The organism is Anaerostipes stercorihominis (genome assembly GCF_057535655.1).
The window spans coordinates 27973-53079 of sequence record NZ_BAAJCL010000006.1; the positions used below are offsets into that span (position 1 = coordinate 27973).

14 protein-coding genes and 2 pseudogenes are annotated in these 25107 nt (G+C 38.4%); 15 read left to right on the top strand and 1 reads right to left on the bottom strand.

Features of this window, described 5'->3' with window-relative positions; all coding sequences use genetic code 11:
• Positions 1 to 42: 42 nt before the first annotated feature.
• The 13 genes and pseudogenes from AC27EF_RS07530 (at position 43) to AC27EF_RS07590 (ending at position 22876) form a co-directional block, all read left to right on the top strand.
• On the top strand, positions 43 to 6300 hold the full coding sequence (locus tag AC27EF_RS07530; RefSeq protein WP_487110035.1) for a helicase-like domain-containing protein: 6258 nt from the start codon (positions 43 to 45) through the stop codon (positions 6298 to 6300).
• Positions 6301 to 6799: 499 nt separating this feature from the next.
• Positions 6800 to 8578 carry a reverse transcriptase/maturase family protein gene (locus tag AC27EF_RS07535; protein ID WP_487110037.1) on the top strand — a complete coding sequence of 593 codons (1779 nt, stop codon included), beginning with the start codon at positions 6800 to 6802 and terminating at the stop codon, positions 8576 to 8578.
• 128 nt (positions 8579 to 8706) lie between these two features.
• Positions 8707 to 10119, top strand: a complete 1413-nt coding sequence (locus AC27EF_RS07540; RefSeq protein ID WP_487110039.1) for a helicase-related protein — start codon at positions 8707 to 8709, stop codon at positions 10117 to 10119.
• 76 nt (positions 10120 to 10195) lie between these two features.
• Positions 10196 to 12952 carry a YodL domain-containing protein gene (locus AC27EF_RS07545; protein ID WP_257465287.1) on the top strand — a complete coding sequence of 919 codons (2757 nt, stop codon included), beginning with the start codon at positions 10196 to 10198 and terminating at the stop codon, positions 12950 to 12952.
• Between the two features lie 199 nt (positions 12953 to 13151).
• Entirely contained in the window at positions 13152 to 13415 is a 264-nt protein-coding gene (locus tag AC27EF_RS07550) for an RNA-dependent RNA polymerase family protein (protein WP_257465288.1), read from the top strand.
• Positions 13416 to 13457: 42 nt separating this feature from the next.
• Positions 13458 to 14090: pseudogene (locus AC27EF_RS07555) on the top strand (reverse transcriptase domain-containing protein); the annotation flags it as partial.
• A gap of 72 nt (positions 14091 to 14162) precedes the next feature.
• Entirely contained in the window at positions 14163 to 14471 is a 309-nt protein-coding gene (locus tag AC27EF_RS07560; protein ID WP_257465296.1) for a group II intron maturase-specific domain-containing protein, read from the top strand.
• 303 nt (positions 14472 to 14774) lie between these two features.
• The gene (locus AC27EF_RS07565) at positions 14775 to 15701 is read left to right on the top strand and encodes an ABC transporter ATP-binding protein (RefSeq protein ID WP_257465289.1); all 927 of its coding nucleotides are present in this window, start codon (positions 14775 to 14777) and stop codon (positions 15699 to 15701) included.
• The gene (locus AC27EF_RS07570; RefSeq protein WP_257465290.1) at positions 15667 to 16452 is read left to right on the top strand and encodes an ABC transporter permease; all 786 of its coding nucleotides are present in this window, start codon (positions 15667 to 15669) and stop codon (positions 16450 to 16452) included. Before AC27EF_RS07565 ends, AC27EF_RS07570 begins: the two co-directional genes overlap by 35 nt.
• Before the next feature lie 4 nt (positions 16453 to 16456).
• Positions 16457 to 17194: an ABC transporter permease gene (locus tag AC27EF_RS07575; protein WP_257465291.1), complete on the top strand. Its 738-nt coding sequence runs from the start codon at positions 16457 to 16459 to the stop codon at positions 17192 to 17194.
• A gap of 62 nt (positions 17195 to 17256) precedes the next feature.
• Positions 17257 to 17463, top strand: coding sequence for a plantaricin C family lantibiotic (locus AC27EF_RS07580; RefSeq protein ID WP_257465292.1), 207 nt, complete (start codon positions 17257 to 17259; stop codon positions 17461 to 17463).
• Positions 17464 to 17625: 162 nt separating this feature from the next.
• Complete coding sequence (locus AC27EF_RS07585) at positions 17626 to 20772, top strand: type 2 lanthipeptide synthetase LanM family protein (protein ID WP_257465293.1); 3147 nt, start codon at positions 17626 to 17628, stop codon at positions 20770 to 20772.
• Positions 20773 to 20785: 13 nt separating this feature from the next.
• On the top strand, positions 20786 to 22876 hold the full coding sequence (locus tag AC27EF_RS07590) for a peptidase domain-containing ABC transporter (protein ID WP_257465294.1): 2091 nt from the start codon (positions 20786 to 20788) through the stop codon (positions 22874 to 22876).
• A gap of 89 nt (positions 22877 to 22965) precedes the next feature.
• On the opposite strand, the pseudogene AC27EF_RS07595 reads toward AC27EF_RS07590, so the two are convergent.
• Positions 22966 to 23750, bottom strand: a pseudogene (locus AC27EF_RS07595) (recombinase zinc beta ribbon domain-containing protein); the annotation flags it as partial.
• A 663-nt stretch (positions 23751 to 24413) separates the two neighbouring features.
• Between AC27EF_RS07595 and tnpA the strand changes: the two are divergent.
• Both tnpA and tnpB read left to right on the top strand, forming a co-directional pair.
• Entirely contained in the window at positions 24414 to 24755 is a 342-nt protein-coding gene (gene tnpA, locus AC27EF_RS07600) for an IS66 family insertion sequence element accessory protein TnpA (RefSeq protein WP_487110043.1), read from the top strand.
• Positions 24748 to 25101 (top strand): IS66 family insertion sequence element accessory protein TnpB, encoded by a 354-nt coding sequence (gene tnpB / locus AC27EF_RS07605; protein ID WP_287576678.1) that lies wholly within the window; start codon positions 24748 to 24750, stop codon positions 25099 to 25101. The genes tnpA and tnpB overlap by 8 nt, the downstream gene beginning before the upstream one ends.
• Positions 25102 to 25107 lie beyond the last annotated feature (6 nt).

A 25107-nucleotide genomic window follows, 5' to 3' on the forward strand; every position in this document is an offset into this window, starting at 1 on the left:
ACTGTGCTAAGCAGTCCCTGATTTTATGAAAAGGAGTAGCACATGGCAAATAAATTATATGCAATGGAACAGCTGACGGAAGAGGTGGCAAAAGATGTAGCTGCCAGTCCGCAGGAATGGATGCGGTTCCTAAACACGGCATCCAGACTGTACAAATACACTTTTCCAGAACAGCTTTTAATTTATGCACAGCGACCGGAAGCAACTGCCGTAGCATCCATGGAAATCTGGAATCAGAAGATGTACCGCTGGATCAAAAAGGGCTCCAAGGGGATTGCCTTGATTGACAATACTTCCGGACCGAAAACAAAACTTCGGTATGTATTTGATGTGCAGGACACTTATAAAGTGCGGAATCTTGGAAAGGATCCTCAGTTATGGAATCTTCCGGTGGAAGGAGAACAGCTGGTTGCAGATTATCTGCAGGAGCAGTTGTCTCTGGAAGAAACAGAGGGTGGACTTGCAGAAATTTTACATCAGGCAGCGAAGGAGAGTATGCAGGAATGGCTTCCTGATGCATTGGAAGAACTGAGAATGGACGTAACAGGGACATTTTTGGAAGAACTGGACGAACAGAATCAGGAAGTCGAATTTCGGGAACTGATGACCAATAGTGTCTGGTATCTTTTAATGAATCGTTGTGGATTAGACGTTCAAGAATATCAGGATGCTGAGGATTTTCGGCATATTACGGACTTCAATCAGCTGAAAATATTAGGACATCTGGGAAGTGCAGTCAACGAAATCAGCAGGCCAGTCCTGATGCAGATTGGACGGTATGTGTTGAATGATCTGGAAAATGACCTGAAAACGGTTGCAAAAGAAAAAGAAGTAGTCTATAATGAATTTAACACGTTAATTCGTGAAAGTAAAACAAATAACACAGAAAATAGAGCAGAAAATAAGGAGGAAACGGACTATGAGAGAGATCAGTTACAGCCAGAACGGAGCGTATCAGATTCCAGATATCAGCCTGGAAGAGACAAGAGGAACCATCGGGAAGTACGGAATGATGAGGAAAGAGTATCTGAGAAATCACAAGGTAGCCAGGTTCAACATTCTGACACTGCAGAACCGTCTGGACAGTCATCTGATGGAGATCGACAGTCAGGCAAGACAGAGAGTAGACAACCTGATGAACGAACTTCTGGAGAAAGATCCGGCACCAGACAAGATGGCAGACACAATGGCATGGACCAGACACATGAACCAGATCAAAGCACAGGCAGAGGAACTGGTAATTCAGGAGATTATTTACAGTTAAGCCTGTTCCCAACAGAAGAGGAACAGTTAGGAGAAATAAGGAAAGCGGCAGCTGCATTAGAACAGCCGGCCGCTTTTCTTATTTCCGATGAAGTAGTCGATCATATCCTTCGCACAGGTAGTGGGCAGAAAAATACACTGTTTCATATTACTGCAAGATTGATCGAAGGTCTGGATAATGAAGAAATGCAAAGCTTCCTGAAAGATGAATATGGCACCGGAGGAAAAGGATTTACCATAGATAATCAGAAAATCAGTATCTGGTACGACAACGATGGTATCCGTATCCGGCGAGGTGACTCTGCAAGAAGAAACTTTGACCGTATCGTTACGTGGGAAGAAGCTGCTGACAGGATCCGGGATATGTATGAGGAAGGAAATTACGTTGATAATCTTATCTCCAATAATGCTATCGAGCAGGAACAGAAAGAAATGACAGATCTTCTGGCGCTTCATTTTCGAGACACAAATAGAAATACGGAAGAATACCGGTCTTATACGGATTGGCAGGATACCATTCGGAACGCTTGGACAGATCCAGAAGGAAAAAAAGAAATCTATCAGCAGTTTGAATGGTTACAAGCGGATATGAATGAAAATCCGAGTAATTATCATCGTTGGGAAATCCAGCATAATCCGGAATATTTCCAGCGTTATAAAGATCTCCAGAGGGATCGTTCCTGGGTGGATCAGCAATTCAAGGTAGAGCGACCGGCACTATCCTTTATCACACAGGATGAAATTGATGCAGTGTTAAGAAGAGGCGGCATTACTGCCGGAGGACGTAACCGGATTTACGAATATTTCATGGAACATCATGATATGAAAGATGCAGCTGAGTTCTTGAAAAATGAATATGGAACAGGTGGTTCTTCACCCGGAATACCAGGAGCAGGTGCTTCCGACGCATCCCATGATGCAAAAGGATTAAAACTTGCAAAAGGGAAAATTGGCAGTCCAGAGGTAGAAGTTTTATTAAAGTGGAACAAAGTTGCAGAACGTGTTCGCCAGTTAATCCGCACAGATGATTATTTGTCACCGGAGGAAATGGAAAAGTACGAAGAGCGACAGGAAGCACAAAAACTGGCAGACTTGGAAGAAGCACAGCAGATGTTAGGAGAACAACAGGAGCAGGATACTTTGACCGCTGAAGATATAACTGATTTGCAATTAGTTGATTCAAAATATATGTCTGGTACCAGAACAACAATTCATGATTTTGATTGCAAAGTTAAGGGAGAAGAGAATCAACTTCAATACACATTAGAATATCATGATGATGGAGAAGGTTTCACGATTCATACGGAAAAAGATGATATTTGGAATCGAATGTCAACACAAGAATTGGAACGTCTGGATGTAAAACTTGGACAAGAAGTACTTTATTATCATTATCACAACAAAACAGTAAATGCAGATTCCCTAGATAAATTACGGGAAATCAGGGAAGAAATAATGGAGGAAGAGTCCTCGTATTTCACTGCTGTTTCTAATCGTGTGTGGACAGATTATGATAAAAAAGAAAAAGAATTATCTGGAGAAGTTGAGGTATCGGAAGAAAAAGAATCTTTGGAAGAGATTAACGGAATATCAGAACCGATTCCAGCAACAAACTTCCACATCACAGATGATGAGCTTGGGCAGGGTACAGCAAAAGAAAAGTTCCGTGCCAATATCATGGCTATCCAGTTGTTAAAGAAATGTGAGGATGAGAACCGTAATGCGACACCAGAGGAACAGGAAATCTTATCCAGGTACGTCGGCTGGGGAGGTCTTGCAGATGCATTTGATGAAACAAAAGCTGCATGGGAGACAGAATATCTGGAATTAAAGACAGTCCTTACACCAGAGGAATATGCTGCAGCCAGAGCTTCCACCTTAAATGCTCATTATACACAGCCGATTGTGATTGACAGTATGTATCAGGTGTTGGAGAATCTGGGATTTACAAAAGGAAATATCCTGGAGCCATCTATGGGAGTCGGGAACTTTTTTGGAATGCTTCCGGAGAATCTAAACCAGTCCAAACTTTATGGTGTGGAATTGGACAGCATCAGCGGCAGAATTGCAAAGCTGCTCTATCCTGATGCCAATATTCAGATCAAAGGTTTTGAGAAGACAGATTATCCCAATGATTTCTTTGACGTGACGATCGGAAATGTGCCATTTGGTGCATACAAGGTCAATGACCGTCAGTATGATCGCTTCAATTTCATGATTCATGATTACTTTCTTGCCAAAACGATAGATCAGTTACGTCCAGGTGGTGTGGCTGCATTGATCACAACAAAGGGAACCATGGATAAAGCATCACCGGAAGTCCGGAAATATCTGGCAGAGCGGGCAGATCTGCTAGGAGCAATCCGACTTCCGAACACAGCTTTTAAGGCAAATGCAGGAACAGAAGTCAGTGCTGATATCCTGTTTTTTCAGAAGAGGGAAAGCCTTACGAAAGAAATGCCGGAATGGATAAATCTGGATAGTGATGTCAATGGTATTACAGTCAATCAGTATTTTGTTCAGCATCCTGAAATGATTTTGGGTGAGATGAAAGAAGTATCGGGTCCATATGGTATGGAAACAACCTGTATGCCGATAGAAGGTGCTGACCTTGAACTCCAGCTTGCAGAAGCGGTCAAGAACATTCATGGAAACATGGTACCGGCAGTAGATGTGGAAACAGAACTGGATGAGATGCCAGAGAGTATTCCAGCAGATCCAAATGTCCGAAATTACAGCTATACGGTGGTAGATGATCAGGTATATTACCGTGTCAACTCTTTGATGAATCAAGTGAAGATGCCTGCCGCTACTGCAGAACGTGTAAAAGGGATGGTTGCAATCCGTGATACTGTCCGGGAGTTGATCGCCATGCAGATGGAGGAATCCGTCACAGACGAAGAAATCCAGAAACAGCAGGAGAAACTGAATCAGGTATATGATACCTACACAGCAAAGTATGGAGTTATTGGAAATAATGCTAACAAACGTGCATTTTCCGATGACTCTTCTTATTGTCTGTTGTGTTCGTTGGAAGACTTAAACGAAGATGGAACATTGAAGCGAAAAGCGGATATGTTTACGAAACGAACCATCAAAAAGGCAGTGGCAGTAACCAGTGTAGAAACTGCGACAGAAGCATTAGCATTATCTCTGAATGAAAAAGCAAAGGTTGATCTGTCCTATATGGCACAGCTGACCGGAAAAACAGAAGAAAAAATCACAGAGGAACTGGTTGGAGTTATCTTCAAAAATCCACTGACAGATCAGTGGGAGAGTGGAGATGAATATCTGTCAGGCAATGTCAGGGAGAAACTGAATACAGCAAGAACTTTTGCAGAGAACCACCCGGAATTTACACCGAATGTTCGTGCATTGGAGGCAGTTCAGCCAAGAAATCTGGAAGCATCTGAAATAGAAGTAAGGATTGGGGCAACCTGGATTGAACCATCGGATTATCAGGACTTTATGCGGGAACTGCTTCATACCCCGTGGTATCTTGCACAGAAGGAAATACAGGTCAAATTCTCTGAGGTAAATGGTGAGTGGCGGATTACAGGAAAGAATGCCGACAGTCCGAGAAATGCGTTTGCTTATGCAACGTATGGAACTGAGAGAGCAAATGCCTATAAGATTTTGGAAGATACCCTGAACCTGAAAGATGTACGCATCTACGATAAGAGTGTCAATGAAAATGGTGATGAGATCCGTGTCCTCAATAAAAAAGAGACCATGCTGGCATCACAGAAGCAGGATGCTTTGAAGGCTGCATTCCAAGATTGGATTTTCAAGGATCTGCAGAGGAGAGAAAGGCTGGTAAAAGTATATAATGAACGATTTAACAGTATCCGTCCCCGTGAATATGATGGCAGTCATTTGACTTTCCCAGGAATGAATCCAGAAATAGAGCTTCGCCCGCATCAGAAAAATGCTGTTGCACATCAGCTTTACGGAGAAAATGTGCTTCTGGCTCATGTAGTAGGAGCTGGGAAGACCTACGAGATGGTAGCGGCTGCAATGGAGAGCAAACGTCTGGGATTATCACAGAAGAATTTATTTGTCGTGCCGAATCATCTGACAGAGCAATGGGGAGCAGAATTCCTGCAGTTATATCCGGGAGCCAATATCCTGGTAGCAACCAAGAAAGATTTTGAACCGGCGAACCGGAAAAAGTTCTGTGCCAGAATCGCTATGGGAAATTACGATGCTGTTATTATTGGTCATTCCCAGTTTGAGCGTATACCAATCTCTGATGAGAGGCAGGAAGCTATGCTGCGGAAGCAGATTGATGATTTGGAAATGGCGATTCAGAGTGCAAGGTATGAACAGGATGGCGGACGTTATACTGTCAAACAGATTGAAAAGACCAGAAAGACACTGCAGACAAGGCTGGAAAAACTGAATCAGAAAGAGAAAAAAGATCAGGTAGTTACGTTTGAAGAACTGGGAGTGGATCATTTGTATGTAGATGAAGCACACAGCTATAAAAACGCATTCCTTTATACAAAAATGAGAAATGTAGCCGGGATTGCACAGAACGAAGCACAGAAGTCAGCAGATATGTTCAATAAATGTCAGTATCTGGACGAGATTACCGGAGAAAAAGGCATTACCTTTGCTACGGGCACACCGATCAGCAATAGTATGACGGAATTATATGTTATGCAGAGGTATCTGCAGAACAGTAAATTACAAAATATGGGACTGGGACTGTTTGATTCCTGGGCCTCCACTTTTGGAGAGGTAGTTACGAGCATTGAACTTGCGCCGGAAGGAACAGGCTACCGTGCAAAGTCAAGATTTGCAAGATTTTATAATATTCCGGAACTGATGAATATGTTTAAGGAGATTGCAGATATTAAGACTTCTGATCAGTTAAAACTTCCTGTGCCGGAAGCGGAATATGAAACAGTGGTGCTGAAACCAACGGAACAGCAGAAAGAAATCGTAGAAAGCCTTGGAGAACGTGCAGAAGTTGTCAGAAATGGTGGGGTAGATGCCTCCGTTGATAATATGCTGAAAATCGTGCGCTGCTAAGCGCAAAAGTATATCTCCCCCGCAGGGGGACATTATTAAAAGTAAATAATGGGAACAACCAACCTACCTGGAGAGGAAACTCAAAGGGGACAATCGCATGTTGGTAAAGCGGATAAGGAGTTAATCGCAATACTTCGATGCTCCGCAAGTTCCGTATCCTATGGTTAAAGCTATACTGCCTGAACCTTAGTTCCGACTTGGTGCAAAGCATCGCCCATCGGAAAGCGATTGATACCGATGTCATTGTATGCTCGTTGTTGTTGATTTTGGACGAGTAACTTTTTGCAATGAAAGAGCGCACAGTGAGTGCGAATAAAGGGACGAACAAGGAACCTAAGGGATACTCGATACGTATACTTTTGACGAATAGCAGGATTGCCTAAAGGGGGAGACCCCCATGGTAACGGAGTCACCATAGTAGTCCGAGCAAGGGAAAGCCTTGTACATGGCGAAGGGTGACAGGTAATTTCGATTAGTTAGAAAGGAGTAGGTGCGTGAGATGCGTACAGCCAAAACTGTTTTAACGGTCATTCAAGAACGTGGAAAACAAAAGAAACCTATTGAAAGAGTTTACAAGCTCTTATTTAACCGTGAATTATATCTGAATGCCTATGCTAAGTTATACCCGAATAACGGAGCAATGACAAAGGGTGTTACAGATGAAACGGTAGATGGAATGTCCATTCAGAAAATAGACAGAATGATTGAAATACTCCGTGAGGAGAAATATCAATGGAAACCAGCAAGACGGGAATATATCAAAAAGAAAAATGGTAAGAAGCGTCCGCTGGGGATTCCTGTATGGGGAGATAAAGTATTGCAGGAAGTAATGCGTCAGATTTTAGAAGCGTATTATGAGCCACAGTTTAGTGAACATTCCCATGGTTTTCGTCCAAACAGAGGATGTCATACAGCACTACAAGAAATACAGGTATGGAAAGGAACTCGCTGGTTTATTGAGGGAGACATTTCTCAATACTTTGATACAATCGACCATAAAATTTTACTGGAAATACTTGCAAGAAATATTCATGATGGAAGATTTATCCGTCTGGTATCGAATATGTTAGAAGCTGGATACTTGGAAGAATGGAAATTCAATCAGACAATCAGCGGTGTGCCTCAGGGCGGAGTTATCAGTCCGATACTGGCTAATATTTATCTCAACGAATTTGATAATTGGATTGAAGAAGTCTTAATCACAAAATACACAAAAGGAAAAAGGCAGAAATCTAATCCAGAATATAACAAGTTGACCGCTGAAATCCAAAAACTCAGAAAGGAGGGAGATGCAAAGACAGCCCATCAGCTTGTGGTTGAACGCAGAAAAATACCTTCTGTTAATACGCAAGATGAGAATTATCGCAGATTGCGCTATGTGAGATATGCGGATGATTTTCTACTTGGATTCACTGGCTCTAAAGCAGATGCAGAAGAAATAAAAGCAGAAATAGGAAGATTTCTAAAAGAGAAATTAAATCTGATAATGTCAGAAGAAAAGACTCTAATAACAAATGCAGGCAGTCAGGCGGCAAAGTTTCTTGGATATGAAATCAAAGCACAAAGGGTCAATGACTATATTGACCCAAAGGGGCGTAGAGGAGCAAATGGAGCAATCGCACTATTAGTCCCTGCAAAAGTAATTGAAGAAAAATGCAAGAAATATATGAAACGTGGAAAAGCAACTCACAGGAATAATCTTCTGCAAGATGATGATTTTTCTATTGTACAGACATATCAGCAAGAGTACAGAGGACTGGTGCAGTATTATATTCTCGCACAAAATTTGTCTTGGTTCTCGAAGTTGTACTGGTATATGGAAACTTCATTATTGAAAACTCTTGCGTGTAAACACAGGTCATCTATCAATAAGCAAAAGGCTAAGTATAGAACAACCACAACAAGTACAAGTGGAAAAACAGTTCCGTGTCTGCAAGTTGTAGTAGAACGTCCTAATAAAAAGCCATTAGTTGCGACATGGGGAGGAATTTCTCTTGTGCATAAACGAAAAGCTGTTATAGAGGATATACCATACAAGGTATATGGTGGGCGAACAGAATTAGTTAAAAGACTGTTGGCAGAGAAGTGTGAATTATGTGGAAGTACTGAAAATATAGAGGTACATCATATAAGAAAACTTGCAGATTTAAAGAAGAAAGGACAGGCAGAAGTACCTAAATGGGTACAGATAATGTCTGCCAGAAAAAGAAAAACGCTTGTGGTATGTCGGGAATGCCATGTAGCAATCCACAATGGTAATATAACCAAAAGTTCTTGAAATGGAATTACTGGGGAGCCGGATGATGCGAAAGTATCACGTCCGGTTCTGAGGGGGGATAACGGAAAAGGAGCTATTGCTACCTCGCCGGTATCCTACCCGACACCAATGATGGAAGAAAGTTAGCATTGGATCAGCGTTTAGTGAACGAATTATTGCCGGATAATCCAGAAAGCAAGATATCAGTCTGTGCAGAGAAAAGCTATGAAATCTGGAAAGACACAGCAGCACAGAAATCAGCACAATTGATTTTCTGTGATTTGAGTACACCGAAAGGCGATGGCAGTTTCAATGTTTATGATGACTTGAAGCAGAAACTGATTGGGAAAGGTGTACCGGAAAAAGAGATTGCTTTTATTCATGATGCAAATACAGAAGCAAAGAAGACGGAGCTGTTTGGAAAAGTAAAATCCGGACAGGTTCGTTTTTTGATTGGTTCTACAGCAAAGATGGGTGCAGGAACCAATGTGCAGGATCGTCTGATTGCTCTGCATCATCTGGATATTGGCTGGAAACCATCTGATCTGGAGCAGAGGGAAGGACGTATCATCCGTCAGGGAAACCATAATAAAAAGGTTCATATCTTCCGATATGTAACTGAATCCACATTCGACAGCTACATGTGGCAGCTGATCGAGAACAAGCAGAAATTCATTTCTCAAATTATGACCAGTAAAGCACCTGTGCGAAGCTGTGAAGATGTGGATGAAGCGGCACTTTCCTATGCAGAGGTCAAGGCACTGGCAACCGGAAATCCGGCAGTTAAAGAGAAGATGGCATTGGATGTGGACGTGGCAAAATTAAAACTTTTAAAAGCCAACCACATGAATAACCAGTACCGCCTGGAGGATGATATTGCAAGAAATATTCCGCAACAGATTGCAAAACTGACAGAGATCATTGACAGCTACAAGGCAGACATCGCTCATTTTTCTGAGTATAAAATCACAGATCCGGAGCAGTTTTCTATGGAAGTCGGTGGCAAAGTATTTACAGAAAAGAAAGAAGCAGGAGCAGCACTTCTGGCAGTCTGCAAAGACATTAAGTCTGTGGATGCAGCTATGGATATTGGAAGCTATCAGGGATTTAACATGAGAATCCAATTCGACAGTTGGAGCAAAGAGTTTATCCTGTCTGTAAAGCATGAATCGGTAGCTAAAGTTCGATTGGGAGCCGATGCTCTAGGAAATATCACTCGTATCAATAATCTTTTAGAAAGTTATCCGGAGAAACTGGCAGAAGCAGAACAACGGCTGGAAACGGTACAGGAGCAGATGACAAACGCCAAAGAGGAAGTCGGGAAGCCATTTCCAAAAGAAGAGGAACTGAACCAAAAACTGGAGCGGCTGTCAGAGTTAAATGCACTTCTCAATATGGATGAACGGGAAGATACAGAAACAGAGCAGTCGGAATCAAAAGAGAAAGAAGAAAGACCGGCACGAGGTTCTATCCATGAGAAACTGCAGATTTATAAAGAAAAGAGTCAGCGGGAAAGTGAAACTGGCAAGGAAACCAGAAAACGGGACTTCGGTCTGGAATAAATAGGAAAGATGGCATAATTTGGTAGAAGAAGGTTCTGTCGGTTATGCCATTTTTTAGAACACAGGAGGAATTTATATGGCAAGAAACAGGATAACGGGCAGAGAAACACAGAAAATGCAGGAATTTACGCAGGAACAGATCAGTCAGGCAGAGCGTAGAGGCATAGAATTTCCAACAGATGTAAAAGAACAGCTTTTTGAATATGCGAATCTGATTGGTGAGGAAGAGAAAATTAGGACCCTGGTAAGAAATCTGGCAGATGCATTGAGCCAGGCAGATGAAGAAGGGGGAGAGGATTTGCTGGATGACGCAAAAATGGATATTCAAGAACTGCCGGATCCAACCATAGGTAAGCTAGAATTACGTGACTATGGATATACAGCAGAAGATATGGTACCGCTTAGAAAAGAAGCAGCTTTGGATTATCACAGAATGGGTTCTAAGATTTATTGCCTTGGAAGTGATGGCAGTAAAGGTGAATATGCGAGTAAAGAAATGATACAGGCGCATGAAGGTCTGTTTGGAATGGAATCGAAGATGTGGGAACGGATAGAGGAGAATGATCTGGATTATGCCGATGAAGATTTTGGAGTATTTCAGGAGCCTATGAGTGTGCTCAATCAGAAAGAAGCACTGAAATTATACGATGCCGGAGCAGATATTTATTTGATTACTAATTTTTCATCACCGATCTATGTCACGGAACGCATGGAAATTGAACGAGGACCAGAACATTATCAGATGTCCATGGCAGAACTGGAGCGTTTCCGTAACCTGGAATGGAAAATGCAGAAATATCCACAGATTCAGTCTTTGAAAGAGGCAAACCTGTTGTTAGGAACAAGGCGAACCTTTGGTATTTATCAGATCAAGGATGATTCACCGGGCGAAAACTATGCATTTATGAATATGCGCTTTATTGAAAGTCATGGTATGCAGATAAAAAAAGAAGATTATAAGCTGGTCTATGTTGGCGAATTACTGGGAAATATGTCACTGGATGATATTTTTGAAAGATTCAACATTGACAGACCGGAAGACTTCCGGGGACATTCCCTGTCGGTCAGTGATATCGTGGTTCTGAATGACGGAGAAAATGTAACCGCTCATTTTGTAGACAGTATCAGTTTTGAACAGCTGGATTCTTTCCTGAATCTGGAAGAGCAGGTTCTTAGTGAACTGGCATATGAGGTGGGAGAACGTTACTTTGCTATTCAGAGGACAGAAGAAGGATATGATTATTCCTTTTATGATGAAGATTTCCGTCTGCTGGATGGTGGAGTCTATGAGAATGATGAAATTTCTATTGAAGAAGCGGCAGAGGAACTTTTGGAAGACGAAGGCTGGACTGGAGAACACATCCGTGGGGATTATGATCAGTTGATGGAAAAGGTAGAAGAAATGGATGAGGTTGTAATGGCAGAGATTCAGAAAAGCCAGGGCGAATATAAGCCTTTAGCAAAGGTGGAGGAACTGGAAGAGGCGAATTATAACATGATTGATAACGTCCTCAACAATATGCCACCGAAGAAAGAGCCTTATCTGGAATACTTTGCCACAGAATGCGATGAGTTCCATGACATGGGAGCTTATGAAAAAAGTACCGATGTTAATCAGATAGCTGCAGTCTATGAAAAATATAGGGAGAATCCAGAAACAGCTTATCTGGGATGCTCAATGGGAATTATCTATCGTGATCCGGAAGACAGTTACTATGATGAAGCCGAATTTGCAATCGTTAAAGGAAATACCGTACTTGGAAATCTGATGGATGATGTTCGATTTTATGGAGAACTTGCACTGGTACGGGAAGGAATTGAAAAAATCCATGAAGCATTGCCGGATTATAAGTATGTACCGATGAGGAATGTCCGAGAAGCAATGTATCCAGAAAAGATGACCACAGAACAGCTGGCAGAGGCACTGGATGAGATTGCAGAAGCTTTTGATCCGTATGAGTATCGAGATAATGTGGAGATGGGAGAAAATACGGTACAGGAAGTAATGCTGGATTTACAAAGCGGTAATATTCATTCCTATATTTCGTATCTGAAGGATATTGTAGACGAAGAATGCGACCTGTCTGTTCGTTCAGGTGTATTGATAGAAAGACTGAAAGCCTATGAACCTGAACTTCCAAAGGATATGGAACCGATGGTGTATGTGAATTATTGTGAGAAAAGTGAGCTGGGGAATCCAAGATGCCAGAAGTTATCTGATTTGGATTCAAGAACCGTAGAACAGGACAAAGCCTGGTATGCTGATCGTGATCCCAACACCAACGAACCAAAAACGACAGCACAGATGTTTTTTACAGTATATTATGCTGAGAAGGGCGACAAGATGCTGCATCATTTTCAAGGTAAGATAGACATTGGTAGCGGAAACGGCGGTATCATCAGTCAGTTAAAGATGCAGAATGAAATGAAATTGACAGATGAAAGCTGGATTAGCTATCAGCAAGGAAAAGGTAATGAAGAGTATCAGAAGTATATGGAAGATCTGACGGATATGCAGAATCATGTACTGCCGTATTTGCAGAGCTTTTGCAGTCTGGAAGAAAAAGGTGTGAAGGAGAGACGAGAACAGCAGGTGGCAGAGATAAATGAGAGCAGAGAGGCTGTGCCAAGAGCTGGCGTTGAAATAAATACAGCAGTTAAGGACGCAGGGAAAGCAGAAAGAAAGGCAGTAGCACAGAAAAAGGCAATGACAGGAAAAGAGAAGAAACCGTCAATCCATGAACGCTTGGAAATCAATAAGAGAATCATCCAGGAAAAACAGGGAAAAGATAAGCCGGAGAGAGGAGCTGATATGGGTGTAAGAACAGTGTAGAGAGGGAGTCAGATGATGTCATAGTAGGTGTGACAGCCGAAGGACTGAAACGATTTATAGTACGAAACGTTATTAAGAGAATCATGCGTTAGCCAGAAATCAGATGGATGTGAAAAGTAGGAACGTAACCGAGGGATAATGTCTGTATCGAGAGGGGTGATGTGCATGAATTTTGTGATAAGCAGAGGAGTAACAACAAATGGAATTAATAGATGTGATTACATCAAAGGAAAATTTAAACAGAGCCTATAAGAAAGTAGTGGAAAATAAAGGTGCAAGTGGCGTTGACAGAATGAATGTCGAAGAACTTGGTGCATATATCAGGGACAATAAAGATGAAATTATCCGTTCAATTAGAAACCGAACCTATATGCCAAAGCCAGTACGCCGAGTTTATATTCCAAAGGATAATGGAAAACAAAGACCATTGGGAATCCCGACGGTTTTGGAGCGAGTGATATAACAAGCTACTATTGCTCAACCTGTTATAGACATTTATGAGGAAATATTCAGTGAGTTTAGTTATGGTTTCAGACCAGGAAGAGGTTGCCATGATGCCATAAAACAAGCATTGGAATATCTGAACGAGGGATATGAATGGGTCATAGACATTGATATAGAGCAATTCTTTGATAACGTAAATCATGACAAATTAATTCAGATACTTAGAGAGCAAGTAAATGACAGTACCACACTGAACCTGATTCGGAAATATCTGAAAGCGAGGGTAATGGAAAAAGGACTGGAAAGAGCCACGACAAGCGGTGTGCCACAGGGCGGCTTATGCCGAGTTCAGAAAGTAAACGCGCTGATAGAACCTAAGAATACTGGATGTATCTCGGCATAACATCTATCTCGTCATAAGGTGGGGGTGATTAGTCCGGTACTTGCAAATCTATTTCTGCACTATGTATTTGATGATTTTATGGTAAAAGAGTTCCCGAGTATTCCGTGGGCAAGATATGCGGATGATGGGATTGCGCATTGTGTATCCCTGAAACAGGCAAAATATCTTCAGCGCAGACTGCTGGAGCGCTTTGTAGGTTTTGGACTGGAATTAAATATGGAAAAGACAAGGATTGTGTATTGTAAAGATGATGACCGCAAAGGGAAACATGAACATACATCCTTTGACTTCCTGGAATATACATTCAGACCAAGGCATGCAAAGAACAAATACGGTAAGTTCTTTACCAACTTTCTGCCGGCAATGAGTGAAAAGGCAAAGAAAGCCATACGAAAGGTTGTCCGAGGATGGAAGTTACAGTTCAAGCCAGATAAAGACCTGTGGGATATAGCAAATATGTTCAATAAGCAGATACAGGGATGGATTAACTATTATACGCATTTCTATAAATCAGAAATATATGAGGTTCTAAGATACATCAACGGGCGGTTGGTCTATTGGACAAGACAAGAAGAAAGTACAAGAACCGAAAACAGGAAATTGTATTTGCTGAGGCACTATATACAGGAAGGTAGATCCCCCTTGATTGGCCAAAATCAAGCTTCTTTTTGACTGAACAGAAGAAATGATTACAAAAGCAGAGTCTGGATACAAATTTCTTATTTCATTTTTGGCGTGGGGAATAAGAATTATTTCACTTACTATGATTTAGGGAATGCGCAGTTGTGGAATTGTGGAGGCATCCATCTTACTGTGCGTGGACTATATAAATACACTAATATATGGTATCACAAATATTATTTTTACACAGTCAAAAAAAAACAGCTTGCAGTCAGATTTCCACAAATTACATTTTTAGTGGTAGGATAAATTGCATAAAAAGATATGGAGTTATAAAGTGTAGAGGAAAAAGTGATGAATGACCTTATTATTGAAACATCAAATTTAACAAAAGTTTACGGAAAACAAAAAGCTGTTGATAATCTGAATTTACATATTTATAAAGGGAAGATTTATGGTTTGTTGGGCCGAAATGGTGCGGGTAAAACAACTACAATGAAAATGATATTAGATTTGATTTCACCTAGTAGTGGAAATGTATATTTATGGGGAAAAGAAATTAGTAGTAATAAGAGTACTATTTTATCAAATGTCGGGAGTTTAATTGAAGCTCCAGGGTTTTATCATAATCTTACCGCAAGAGAAAATTTGGAAATATTCGCATCGCTCCGAAAGATAGAGAATAAAGAGAGTTCTATAAAAAAATGTTTGGAACTTGTGGGACTTTCCTATAACGATAAAAAAACTTTTTCACAATATTCCATGGGAATGAAACAAAGGTTAGCAATAGCGTTGACTATTATGCATAATCCTGATTTACTCATACTGGATGAACCAACAAATGGTTTAGACCCTATCGGAATATATGAAATGAGAAAATTTATTAGGAATCTTTGTGAGCAAGAGAAAAAAACAATATTAATATCAACGCATATCCTATCGGAAATTGAATTGTTGGCAGATGATATCGGAATTATTGATCAAGGTAAATTAATAATGGAAAACACTAAGGAAGATATAAAAAAAATGAGACAGGAGTATATTGAGGTTAGTGTTTTAAATATTGAAATGGCAAAAAGTATTTTAAATGAATTATCATATGTTCATGATTACGAAGTTGTATCAGGAAATAAGATACGAATCCCAGAAAAAGGTGTGATTCCATATAAACTAAATGAAGATTTAATTACTAATAAAATTGAGGTGAATGAAATTCATTTGGTTAGAGAATCAATGGAGGAGTTTTTTGTTAAGGTTACTGGGGGAGAGGGAATTGCTTAGATTATATATAAACGAACTAAAGAAACTTAAAAGGCAAAAAATAGTGCGAATTATAGTGGCGATTGGAATTATTATGCCAGCAGTTTTTACAGTAATGTGTATCAAGGATGACTTGCCATATAGAAGCCTAGTTGCTATGTTGGTTGATATAGGGAATTTTCTCATAATGCCGTGTCTGTTTTACATATTATTTGCACAACTTATCCAGATTGAAAAGCAAAATGATACGCTAAAGAATATTTTCGTGATTGATACGAATAAAAGTGGATTGCTCTTGGCTAAGCTTTTAGTTTCTATGACTTTTGTTTTTATATTTGTTTTTATTTCATGGTTGTACTCTCTTATAGGAGGTGTGTTTTTAAGAGAGTTTGGAATGTTTGGAAAAGCACTAATCTCATTAACAGTATCTTGTTTTATGGCAATTGCTGCTTCAATGCCTATTATTATTATTATTATCTTGTGTGATAAAACATATTTATTAACTATGGTACTAGTTAATTCGATATCAATTATAGATTTTATTTTAGTTTGGCAGTTGGATATGAGCGAAATAGTTTTAAAACAGCAACTTCCAATACTATTAGCTTACAGGATTACATATCCATTACAAATTTTGCAGTACTCGTCTAATTTGCAATGGGGATTGGATGTATTATATTATCCATTGAATAAAGGATTGTTAATTATCCTTTTGACATGTATTATCTCATTGCTGATTTCAATTAAAATATATAGTAAAAAGGAAGTGTAATAAAATGAATGCGCTTTTATTTGCAGAAGCACATAAGCTTAAAAGATTACGGATTATTTATATTGGAGTAATAGGAATTGTTATTGCAGTAATAATTTCAGCAATACAAATAAATGCTATGAGAGAAGGTGAGATTCATTTTACTGACTTTTCAAATATGGTTATTTGGAATAGTGTGACGATGGCGATTCCGTTCTGTTTGGCTCTTATTGGTGGTTATATAATTAGTAGAGAATATGAGGAAGATACAAGAAAAAATTTAGAAGTAATTCCGGTTTGTTGGTCAAAAATAATTATTTCAAAGATATTGATATTACTTATGATTGATATTTTTTTGTCAGCAATAGAATCTCTTATTATATATTTTATGGGTGTGGCTATAAAATCTCATGGAATGATTTTTAACAATATTATTGGTATGATAGTAGCTGTTTTTAGTGTTAATATTCTCATCTTAAACGGAGTACTTCCAATTATTTTATTTTTTGCGAGAAAGTCAAGACAGTATATATGGGGAGCACTTTTAGCTATGTTATTAGGAATCATTGGGATTTTTATTAGTAATGGCAAATTGGTAAATATTTATCCTGTTACATACGGATATTCTTTCATTAGTTTCGAAATGGTAAATCCAGAGATCCTTGATATAAGAATATCGATAGTGAGTATGATGGTTTATCTTTTTCTGTCATATATAGTTTTTTTGATTTTTTATCAAAAAAACTATAATAATAAAAATTAAAATATTGTTTATGGTTAGTTGTATCTGCTTTTGTAACATCAAAATGAAAGGAGAAAATTAGTATGTCAAAAAAAATGATGAGAAATCCAATCGAAAGAGAAAAAATCAACAATCCTGCAGGTAATGTTATGGAAGAATTAACAGAGGCCGAACTGGACAAAGTAACAGCGGGGATTATTGATTATGTAAGTCACTGGTATTCCTGCGGATTCATTTGTACTTACACAGGAGAATGCCAGGGATCTCGTAAAGCAAGCTGCTGCAACTAAGATTTAATGAAGAATATTTGGAAGAGTCTTAGTATACAGCAACCAGCACTTTAATAATAGCATTAACTAAATAGTAATTCAACAAAAAAATGATTTATTACAAAATCGTTACAAAAGCAGATTTTCAAAAGTAGATACAAGTAATCATAAGAGGGAGCGAAAATGAAACAAAGCACATATTTATCTGAAAGAAAGTATAATTCTACAAAAGCAGTTCCGAATTTTAGAAAAGAAGAGTATTGGAAAAATATCCTGGGCAAAGAAATTTATGAAAAGATTAATGAATCAGAAAACGGGATTTTAAGAAAAGTATTATCAGAAGATGAGTTTGAAGAGATACTTGACGTTGAAAACAATGTAATATGGAAACTTTATGTTGAAAAGAAATATAATAAATCTGACCTTGTATTAGATGTAGAAACACAAAAAAATGCATACCCTTTTTCACAATTTTTGGCACCTTTTGTAAGAGTAGCTGAAGATTTGTTAGTGGACGCTTCTAAAAATAATGATTTTTTTTGCCGAAATAAGAAACTTATTTTATCTGAATTCGAAAATAATTTGTTTACAAAGTTACTTGACTGTAGTGTAAGAACGTTAATATTTGAAATGAATCTATGTAGAGAATACAATGAATTAGAGGGAAGTAACCCTGAAGAAGAGTATTCTTTTTATACTGAGGTATGTTTGAATAATGAGCGATATATCATAGAAATATTTGAAAATTATCCCGCATTAGTTCGTAGTATTTTGGATATAACTGAAGATATTTTAGAATTTTACCAAGAAGTTACAAACAGATATGAAAATGATCTGGATGATTTAAAAAGAGAATTTGGGGTCGATTTAGAACTGATGAATATATCAGTTGGAGGCTCCGATTCACATAACCATGGAAAGTCTGTAGTGTTATTTGAGTTTGAAAACAATAAAAAGATTTTGTATAAGCCGCACTCGATAGCAAGTGAAAAAATGTATTACTTTTTTTTACGTTGGATAGGCCAGTGTATAGAAGTTGATATGAAAAGCTACATAGTTATCGATAGGAAAGACTATGGCTGGGAAGAGTGTGTTATACCGCTAGCTTGTGATGATGAAATCCAGTTAAGCAATTATTACAGAAGAATGGGTGTGATTTTATGTGTTAATTATATACTTAATGCCTATGACATTCATAATGAAAATATAATTGCTTCAGGTGGATATCCAATTATAATTGATACTGAAACAATACTTAAAAATTTTGAGGAATATGATGTTTCAAGAATAAATTCATATACGTTGAATAAAATTCGTGAATCTGTCATCGGTCAAGGATTATTGCCGATTCATATGAGAAAAGGGAAGAGTACTCCTTCAATAGATTTAAGTGGTATGGCACATGAGGGTGGAGAAGAATATCCAGTAAAAATTCCTGTTATTATTAATGAAAATCGATCAGATATGCGATATGAGTACCGCTATATCAAATCTACGTCTCAAAATAATCTTCCCATATTTAAGGGAAAGGGTGTTCTGCCGGGAAAATATTTAGATGACATTGTTTGTGGGTTTGAAAGAGCATACGTCTATGTAATTAATAATAAGGAAAAGGTTATAGATAATATTAGAGGATTTAAGATGTTAAAGCTTCGTCATTTACGTCGTGATACTCAAACTTATGCAATGGTCTTAGAAACATCTTACCACCCGGATTTCATGATAGACAGTGCATATAGGGAAATATTTTTAATGACTCTTGCCAAAAATAAAAAAATTGACTCACAAAAGGAGTACTTTTCAGTAAAGGATGAAGTTCTTCAATTAGTTCATAATGATATACCATTTTATTACTATAATGCAGATTCTAGGGATTTATATTCTGCATATGGCCTGCATATTTGTGATTACTTTGAGCGGACAGCATATGATTTGGTTCTTGAGAAAGTAGAAAACATGAACATGCATGATTTAAAACAGCAAAGATTATATATTGTGTTGTCTATCCTATCTTTGGAAGATATTAGTAGTATTGGTTACAATATATCTCGTAAGCGAATTGATTATCTGCAGCCGAATTCATTAAATAGTAATGAATCTTTTGAAAAAGTCATCATGCACGCAACAAGTTTAATTTTAAAAAGGCTATATCAAGATGCAATTTTAACACCGGATAGAAAGAAGGCTAATTGGATTGGTGTTTCATTAGGTGGAATTGAAGATGTGAAGTGGAATGTGATGCCTTTAAGCTATAATTTGTATGATGGAATAGGAGGAATTGCGATTTTCTGCCATACATATAATGAATTGTATAAAAATGATATGAGTAGAGAGTTATGTCAGGCAGTAGACGAAACGCTAAATGAACATCTTGAAGATATTATTATGGTATACGATAAAATGGGGACAGATCAAAGTAGTGGTGGATTTGTTGGAGAAGGTTCATTGATGTATGTATATACTGTTTTGTTTGACATTACAGGTAGAACAGACTATATAAAAAATGCAGAAAAATTATATAGTGTTGTTAAAACACAGGTTCAAATTGATAAAGACAATGATATTACATCTGGAAATGCTGGAATCATTATTACTTTATTAAAGATGTACCATATAACAGGAAATAAAAAATATTTAGATTTAGCAATTTTAGCCGGAGATGTATTATTAAAAAATGGAAATAAGGATAATTCAGAAACGGGGTGGACATATCCAGGACAGCCATATTCTGTTAGTGGGCTTTCTCATGGATATAGTGGAATAGCGCTAGCCCTTTTTAAATTAGGCCAAGTAACTGGAAACGAGAAATATACAAAGATTGCTAAAAAAGCAATAATAGAAGAAAATAGCATGTATAGTGAGGCGTTTGGTAATTGGGCTGATAGAAGGTTATTTAAAGGGAGAACAGGTGAGGAACGTGGCAATAATCCTGTTACATGGTGTCATGGAGCAGCGGGTATATTATTGGCGAGATTAAAGATTTATCCATATGTTGATAGCGAATTTAAGGAAATAATTACTGCTGACATTTCGAAAGCAGCTAATACGCTTATTCGTCTAGGTGGACTCAAGAATCAGTGTTTATGTCATGGACAAGTAGGAAATTTGGAAATCTTATTTGAATATACAAAGTTTTTAAATGATAAAGATTTAAAAGATATGGAACATAATACTTTAATAGAATGTTTAAAACGCAACAAGGAATATTGGAATTGTGGATTAGTAGACGGATATGAACACTATGGTTTTATGCTTGGAATATCTGGGATTGGATATTCTTTGCTCCGGAGAGTAAAAAAAGAGTTGCCTTGTATTTTGAATTTAGAATAATTGGAGAAAGTTTATGATAAAACATAGAACGATACCGTTTATATCACAGTTAGGAAGTCTGGATTGTGGCGTTGCTTGCATAACTATGATTTTGAATTATTATGGCATAAAAGTAGATATTGTGGATATAGGATCTACTATCCATATTGGAAGAGATGGTATGTCTCTGGTTGAGATGAAATCTATCGTTGAAAATTATGGGTTTAAGTTTGCTGCTTATAAATACGGATACAAGGAAAATAATCTAAAAAATAATTTACCGGTTGTTTTATGTTCTTCTGGTCACTTTGTCGTAGTTGAAAAGATAAAAAAAGGAAAGTATCAAGTTATTGATCCAGCTAAAGGAAAAGAGCTTGTTTCTTTTACGGAAATTATGGATAAGTATCAAGACATATTAGTGACGATTGTACCAGATGATGTAGTTAACTATCCTCAAAAGAAAAAAATAAAAATTCAAGTTGATAAGAAAAGACTTGCTATAGTAGGCATATTAATGCTTTTAATTCAAGGAATATCGCTAGTTGTTCCAGCAGTTGTACAACGAATAGTGGACGGCTTCGCGGATAACATAGGAATTCACATGATTAAGTTGTTGTTTATAATAATATGTATTTTATTATCATATTTTATTATAAGCTATATTCGTCAAAAAATACTGCTCACTGTTGATATGACTTTGTTCAAAAATATGATCTCCCAAATGTTAGAGAAGATATTTTGCGTGGATATAAACTTTTTTGAATGGCATGCTGCTGGAGATATAGGAAACAGATTTAACAGTGTAAACCAGTTAAATGATTTGTTGACAAACGGGATGATAAATATAGTGATACAAGCTATTACATCTATTGTGTGTTTTTTTGCAATGTTATATTCTTCTATAGAATTAACATTATTAACAATACTTGTTTCTATTGTACAAATCGCATTGATGTTTTTCTTGAATGGGAAAAGTGCAATAAAAACAAGGAAATACATGCAAAGTCAAAGTTCATTACAGAGCGAACTCATTGATACTTTAGGAAATATTGTTGAAATAAAATGTATGGGTATGGACGGTATTATCTGCAATAACTTAAAAGACAAGTATGATTGCTTAATAGCACTATTCCGTGAAAAAACAAATGTGTCGAATATTATGGCATGCTTTGTATCTACGATACAATTAGTATTTCCGTTGTTTATATATTTATTGGGAAGTTCACTTGTCTTGAACAACAAAATGACAACAGGCTCGCTAATTGCATTTGTTACTTTAGTAGGATATTTTACTGCTCCATTTTCCAGTATATTTCTAATAATGCCAAGTTTTAATTCAATAAAAGAAGTTCTACTAAGATATAAGGAATTAATGTATTTCAAAGAAAATCAGTTTTTGGGAAAGGAGTTAAATGAATCATTTGAAAATTTGACGCTGAATAGTATATGCTATTCTTATAATAATTCGCTTGTATTAAATAAAGTTTCAATGGAGATAAAGCAAGGACAGACAATAGCGATAGTAGGTTTATCGGGAAGTGGAAAATCGACAGCTATAAAAGCAATATTGGGCGCTATAAAAATACAACAGGGAAGCATTTTTATTAACAAAGAGAATATTGATTGCATTTCGAGAGAACAAATTTATAAGTGGTTTTCTATTGTTACACAAAATCCCATGTGCCTTAATTCTACTATACGAAAAAATGTTGACATTACTGGGAAATATTCTGATACGGAAATATATGATGCACTTTCTATGGCTGAGATAGAGGAAGATATCCGTAACATGCCATTAGGATTGGATACAATAATAGGTGAAGGAGGGCAAAATATATCAGGTGGACAGCGGCAAAGATTAGCTATTGCAAGAGCACTGATTAGCAATACAGAAGTACTAATATTTGATGAGGCAACAAGTAATTTAGATCCAATAACGGAAAAAAAGATATATGATAATCTTAAAGTTACTAATAAAACATTAATTATAATTACACATAGACTTGCCTCAATACAAGAGGCTGATAATATATATGTTATGATGAATGGTATGGTAATAGAATCTGGAAACCATACTACATTGTTAGAGCATAGAGGTTGGTACTACGATAATTTAATAAAATAGTTATTAAGCTTTTGAAGTGTTTCATTTGCCAAAGTACAGTTTACAAGGGACTACACAGGGTAAGTATCTGACGGGAGGGGTTCCACCCGTCAGATTTTCCATGTGATATTCAAGGTGTCGCTTGTGGCGGCTATGGTGGTAACCATCAAATCCACCACCCGCCGTTTGTCGTCAAAGGATACATTCTCCCAAGTGTCGAGGTAGCCGGAAATCTGATTGACCTGTTCCGGGCTAATGGCTTCCACCGCCAGTTCCGCTATCCTCGCCAGAAGTTCCTGCTTGCGCCCGTCCAGTTCTGCTATCTTCACATTCACATAGGAGAGCAGGACATTGTTTGCACCCGTCAGGCTGTCCACCAGCTTTTCAATCTCGCTGTCCACATGGGCAAGCTCCACTTGCAGTGCTGCATTTTCGGGTTTGCCTTTGCTGCTTTCTTTCTGCCTGTCAGCGTCTTGTAGCTTGCCAGCTTCTTTACCATCTGCTGATAAACAACCGCTTCCAGCTCCGAAGTGATGATTTTCCCGCACCCGGCACAGCTTTTATTGTCCAGCCGTTTTGTGCAGCGGAGATATTGCTTTCCCACAGGATTGTTAATGCTCATAAGCGCATACCCGCAATTCCCGCATTTGATTTTTCCCGCGAGCCATGTATGGGTAGCTTTTCGGGCAGACTGGATTTTCATGTTGTTCATCAGCTTCTTACGGCAGGTCAGCCAGATGTCGGAGGGAACAATGCCCTCATGGGGAGCCAGTACCAGCATTTGGTCTTTCAAGTCGTTCTTCTTGCTGGGCTTCACATCCCGTCCTTGATACAGATAGCAGCCGTTCATTCCCGTAAAGTCGGCAGCGTCATTGACAATGACCGTCCCTTGACTATTATCAGGCACACTATAACAAACTATTTTTTCGCTTTTAAGGCATAATAAAAGAGGTCTTGGCATAAGGGAATCTGACGTATTTTCCATCAGATTGTTTTATCCTGAGACCTCTGGTGTTATCATATAGTTTTGTAACCATGAAATAAAAAAGCAGAAATCTCTCCGACCAAAGTTTGATTCCTGCTTTCACCCAAATATAGCTTACGCTACATTTATACATACCTATGATAACAATTAAAACAGAAAATTACAACCTTATTTCTCAGGATTTTTACAATAAAACGATAGATTCTCTTGATCTTAACCTTATTTCCTGTATCTGTGGCCACTCCGGCTGTCTCATCCGTTATGGCTCTTACAGACGCAAGATCCAGCTTACTGACAGGATCCTCTCTCTTTCAGTCGTTCGTGTGTACTGCAAAGTCTGTGGGCATACCCACGCACTGTTCCTTTCCTCTATGGTCCCTTATTCACAGATCCCTCTGGTTCTGCACGTCCGTCTGATCCAGGCTTATGAACATGACACCGGATTCCAAAACATACTGGCAGAACAATACCTCGTGGATGAAAACAACCGTAAGTAAGTAATCATCCGTATCTTTTTTTTCATTTTTTATTCTGCTACAATCTCCTTAAAACTCAGGAGGTATTCTATACACTATGAACAAAGAAGAAAAAGCAAAACTCTGGGCTGACCGTATCCAGCAATACAAAACCAGTGGACAAACGTGTAAACAATGGTGTGCAGAAAACGATATCCCTTTATCTACGATGGGATACTGGACCCGCAGACTTGCTAAAGAAGATCCGGCATCTGAACCTGAACAGGATCTGGTCTTTGCCAGACTGCCATCTGAACAGGAAGCTGCCAGAAAGCTTCTCTTTGAAGAAACTGCACCGGTGCGTATTTTTGTCTCAGACAGTATCCGTATTGAAATATCTGATTCCTGCAGACCGGAACTGATGGAATCCATACTGGGATTCCTGCAGTGCCATGCTTGACCTGGCAGGAGGAACAACGGTATATCTTGCCTGCGGAGTCACTGATCTGAGAAAAAGTTACAATGGTCTGGCTGCCATCATCAAATTAAAATTTCACCTCGACCCATACTCACGCTGCATGTTTGCGTTCTGCAACCGTCGGCGTACTTCTATAAAGATCCTCCAATGGGACGGATCCGGATTCTGGATCCTGATGAAACGGCTCGACCATAATGCCTTCCACTGGCCGGATACTCCGGACGAACTCCGCCAGGTGACTCTGAAAGAGATCCACTGGCTGTGTGACGGACTATCCTTAAATCCCAGAGGTGCATTTGAGGAACACCATCCAAAGATCATTCTGTAAGCATAC

Coding starts and splice junctions, on each gene's coding strand:
- AC27EF_RS07550 (WP_257465288.1), top strand. CDS start 13,152: ATGGAATTAATAGATGTGATTACATCAAAGGAAAATTTAAACAGAGCC.
- AC27EF_RS07565 (WP_257465289.1), top strand. CDS start 14,775: ATGAATGACCTTATTATTGAAACATCAAATTTAACAAAAGTTTACGGA.
- AC27EF_RS07580 (WP_257465292.1), top strand. CDS start 17,257: ATGTCAAAAAAAATGATGAGAAATCCAATCGAAAGAGAAAAAATCAAC.
- AC27EF_RS07585 (WP_257465293.1), top strand. CDS start 17,626: ATGAAACAAAGCACATATTTATCTGAAAGAAAGTATAATTCTACAAAA.
- AC27EF_RS07590 (WP_257465294.1), top strand. CDS start 20,786: ATGATAAAACATAGAACGATACCGTTTATATCACAGTTAGGAAGTCTG.
- AC27EF_RS07575 (WP_257465291.1), top strand. CDS start 16,457: ATGAATGCGCTTTTATTTGCAGAAGCACATAAGCTTAAAAGATTACGG.
- tnpA (WP_487110043.1), top strand. CDS start 24,414: ATGAACAAAGAAGAAAAAGCAAAACTCTGGGCTGACCGTATCCAGCAA.
- tnpB (WP_287576678.1), top strand. CDS start 24,748: ATGCTTGACCTGGCAGGAGGAACAACGGTATATCTTGCCTGCGGAGTC.
- AC27EF_RS07560 (WP_257465296.1), top strand. CDS start 14,163: ATGAGTGAAAAGGCAAAGAAAGCCATACGAAAGGTTGTCCGAGGATGG.
- AC27EF_RS07545 (WP_257465287.1), top strand. CDS start 10,196: ATGGCAAGAAACAGGATAACGGGCAGAGAAACACAGAAAATGCAGGAA.
- AC27EF_RS07535 (WP_487110037.1), top strand. CDS start 6,800: ATGCGTACAGCCAAAACTGTTTTAACGGTCATTCAAGAACGTGGAAAA.
- AC27EF_RS07530 (WP_487110035.1), top strand. CDS start 43: ATGGCAAATAAATTATATGCAATGGAACAGCTGACGGAAGAGGTGGCA.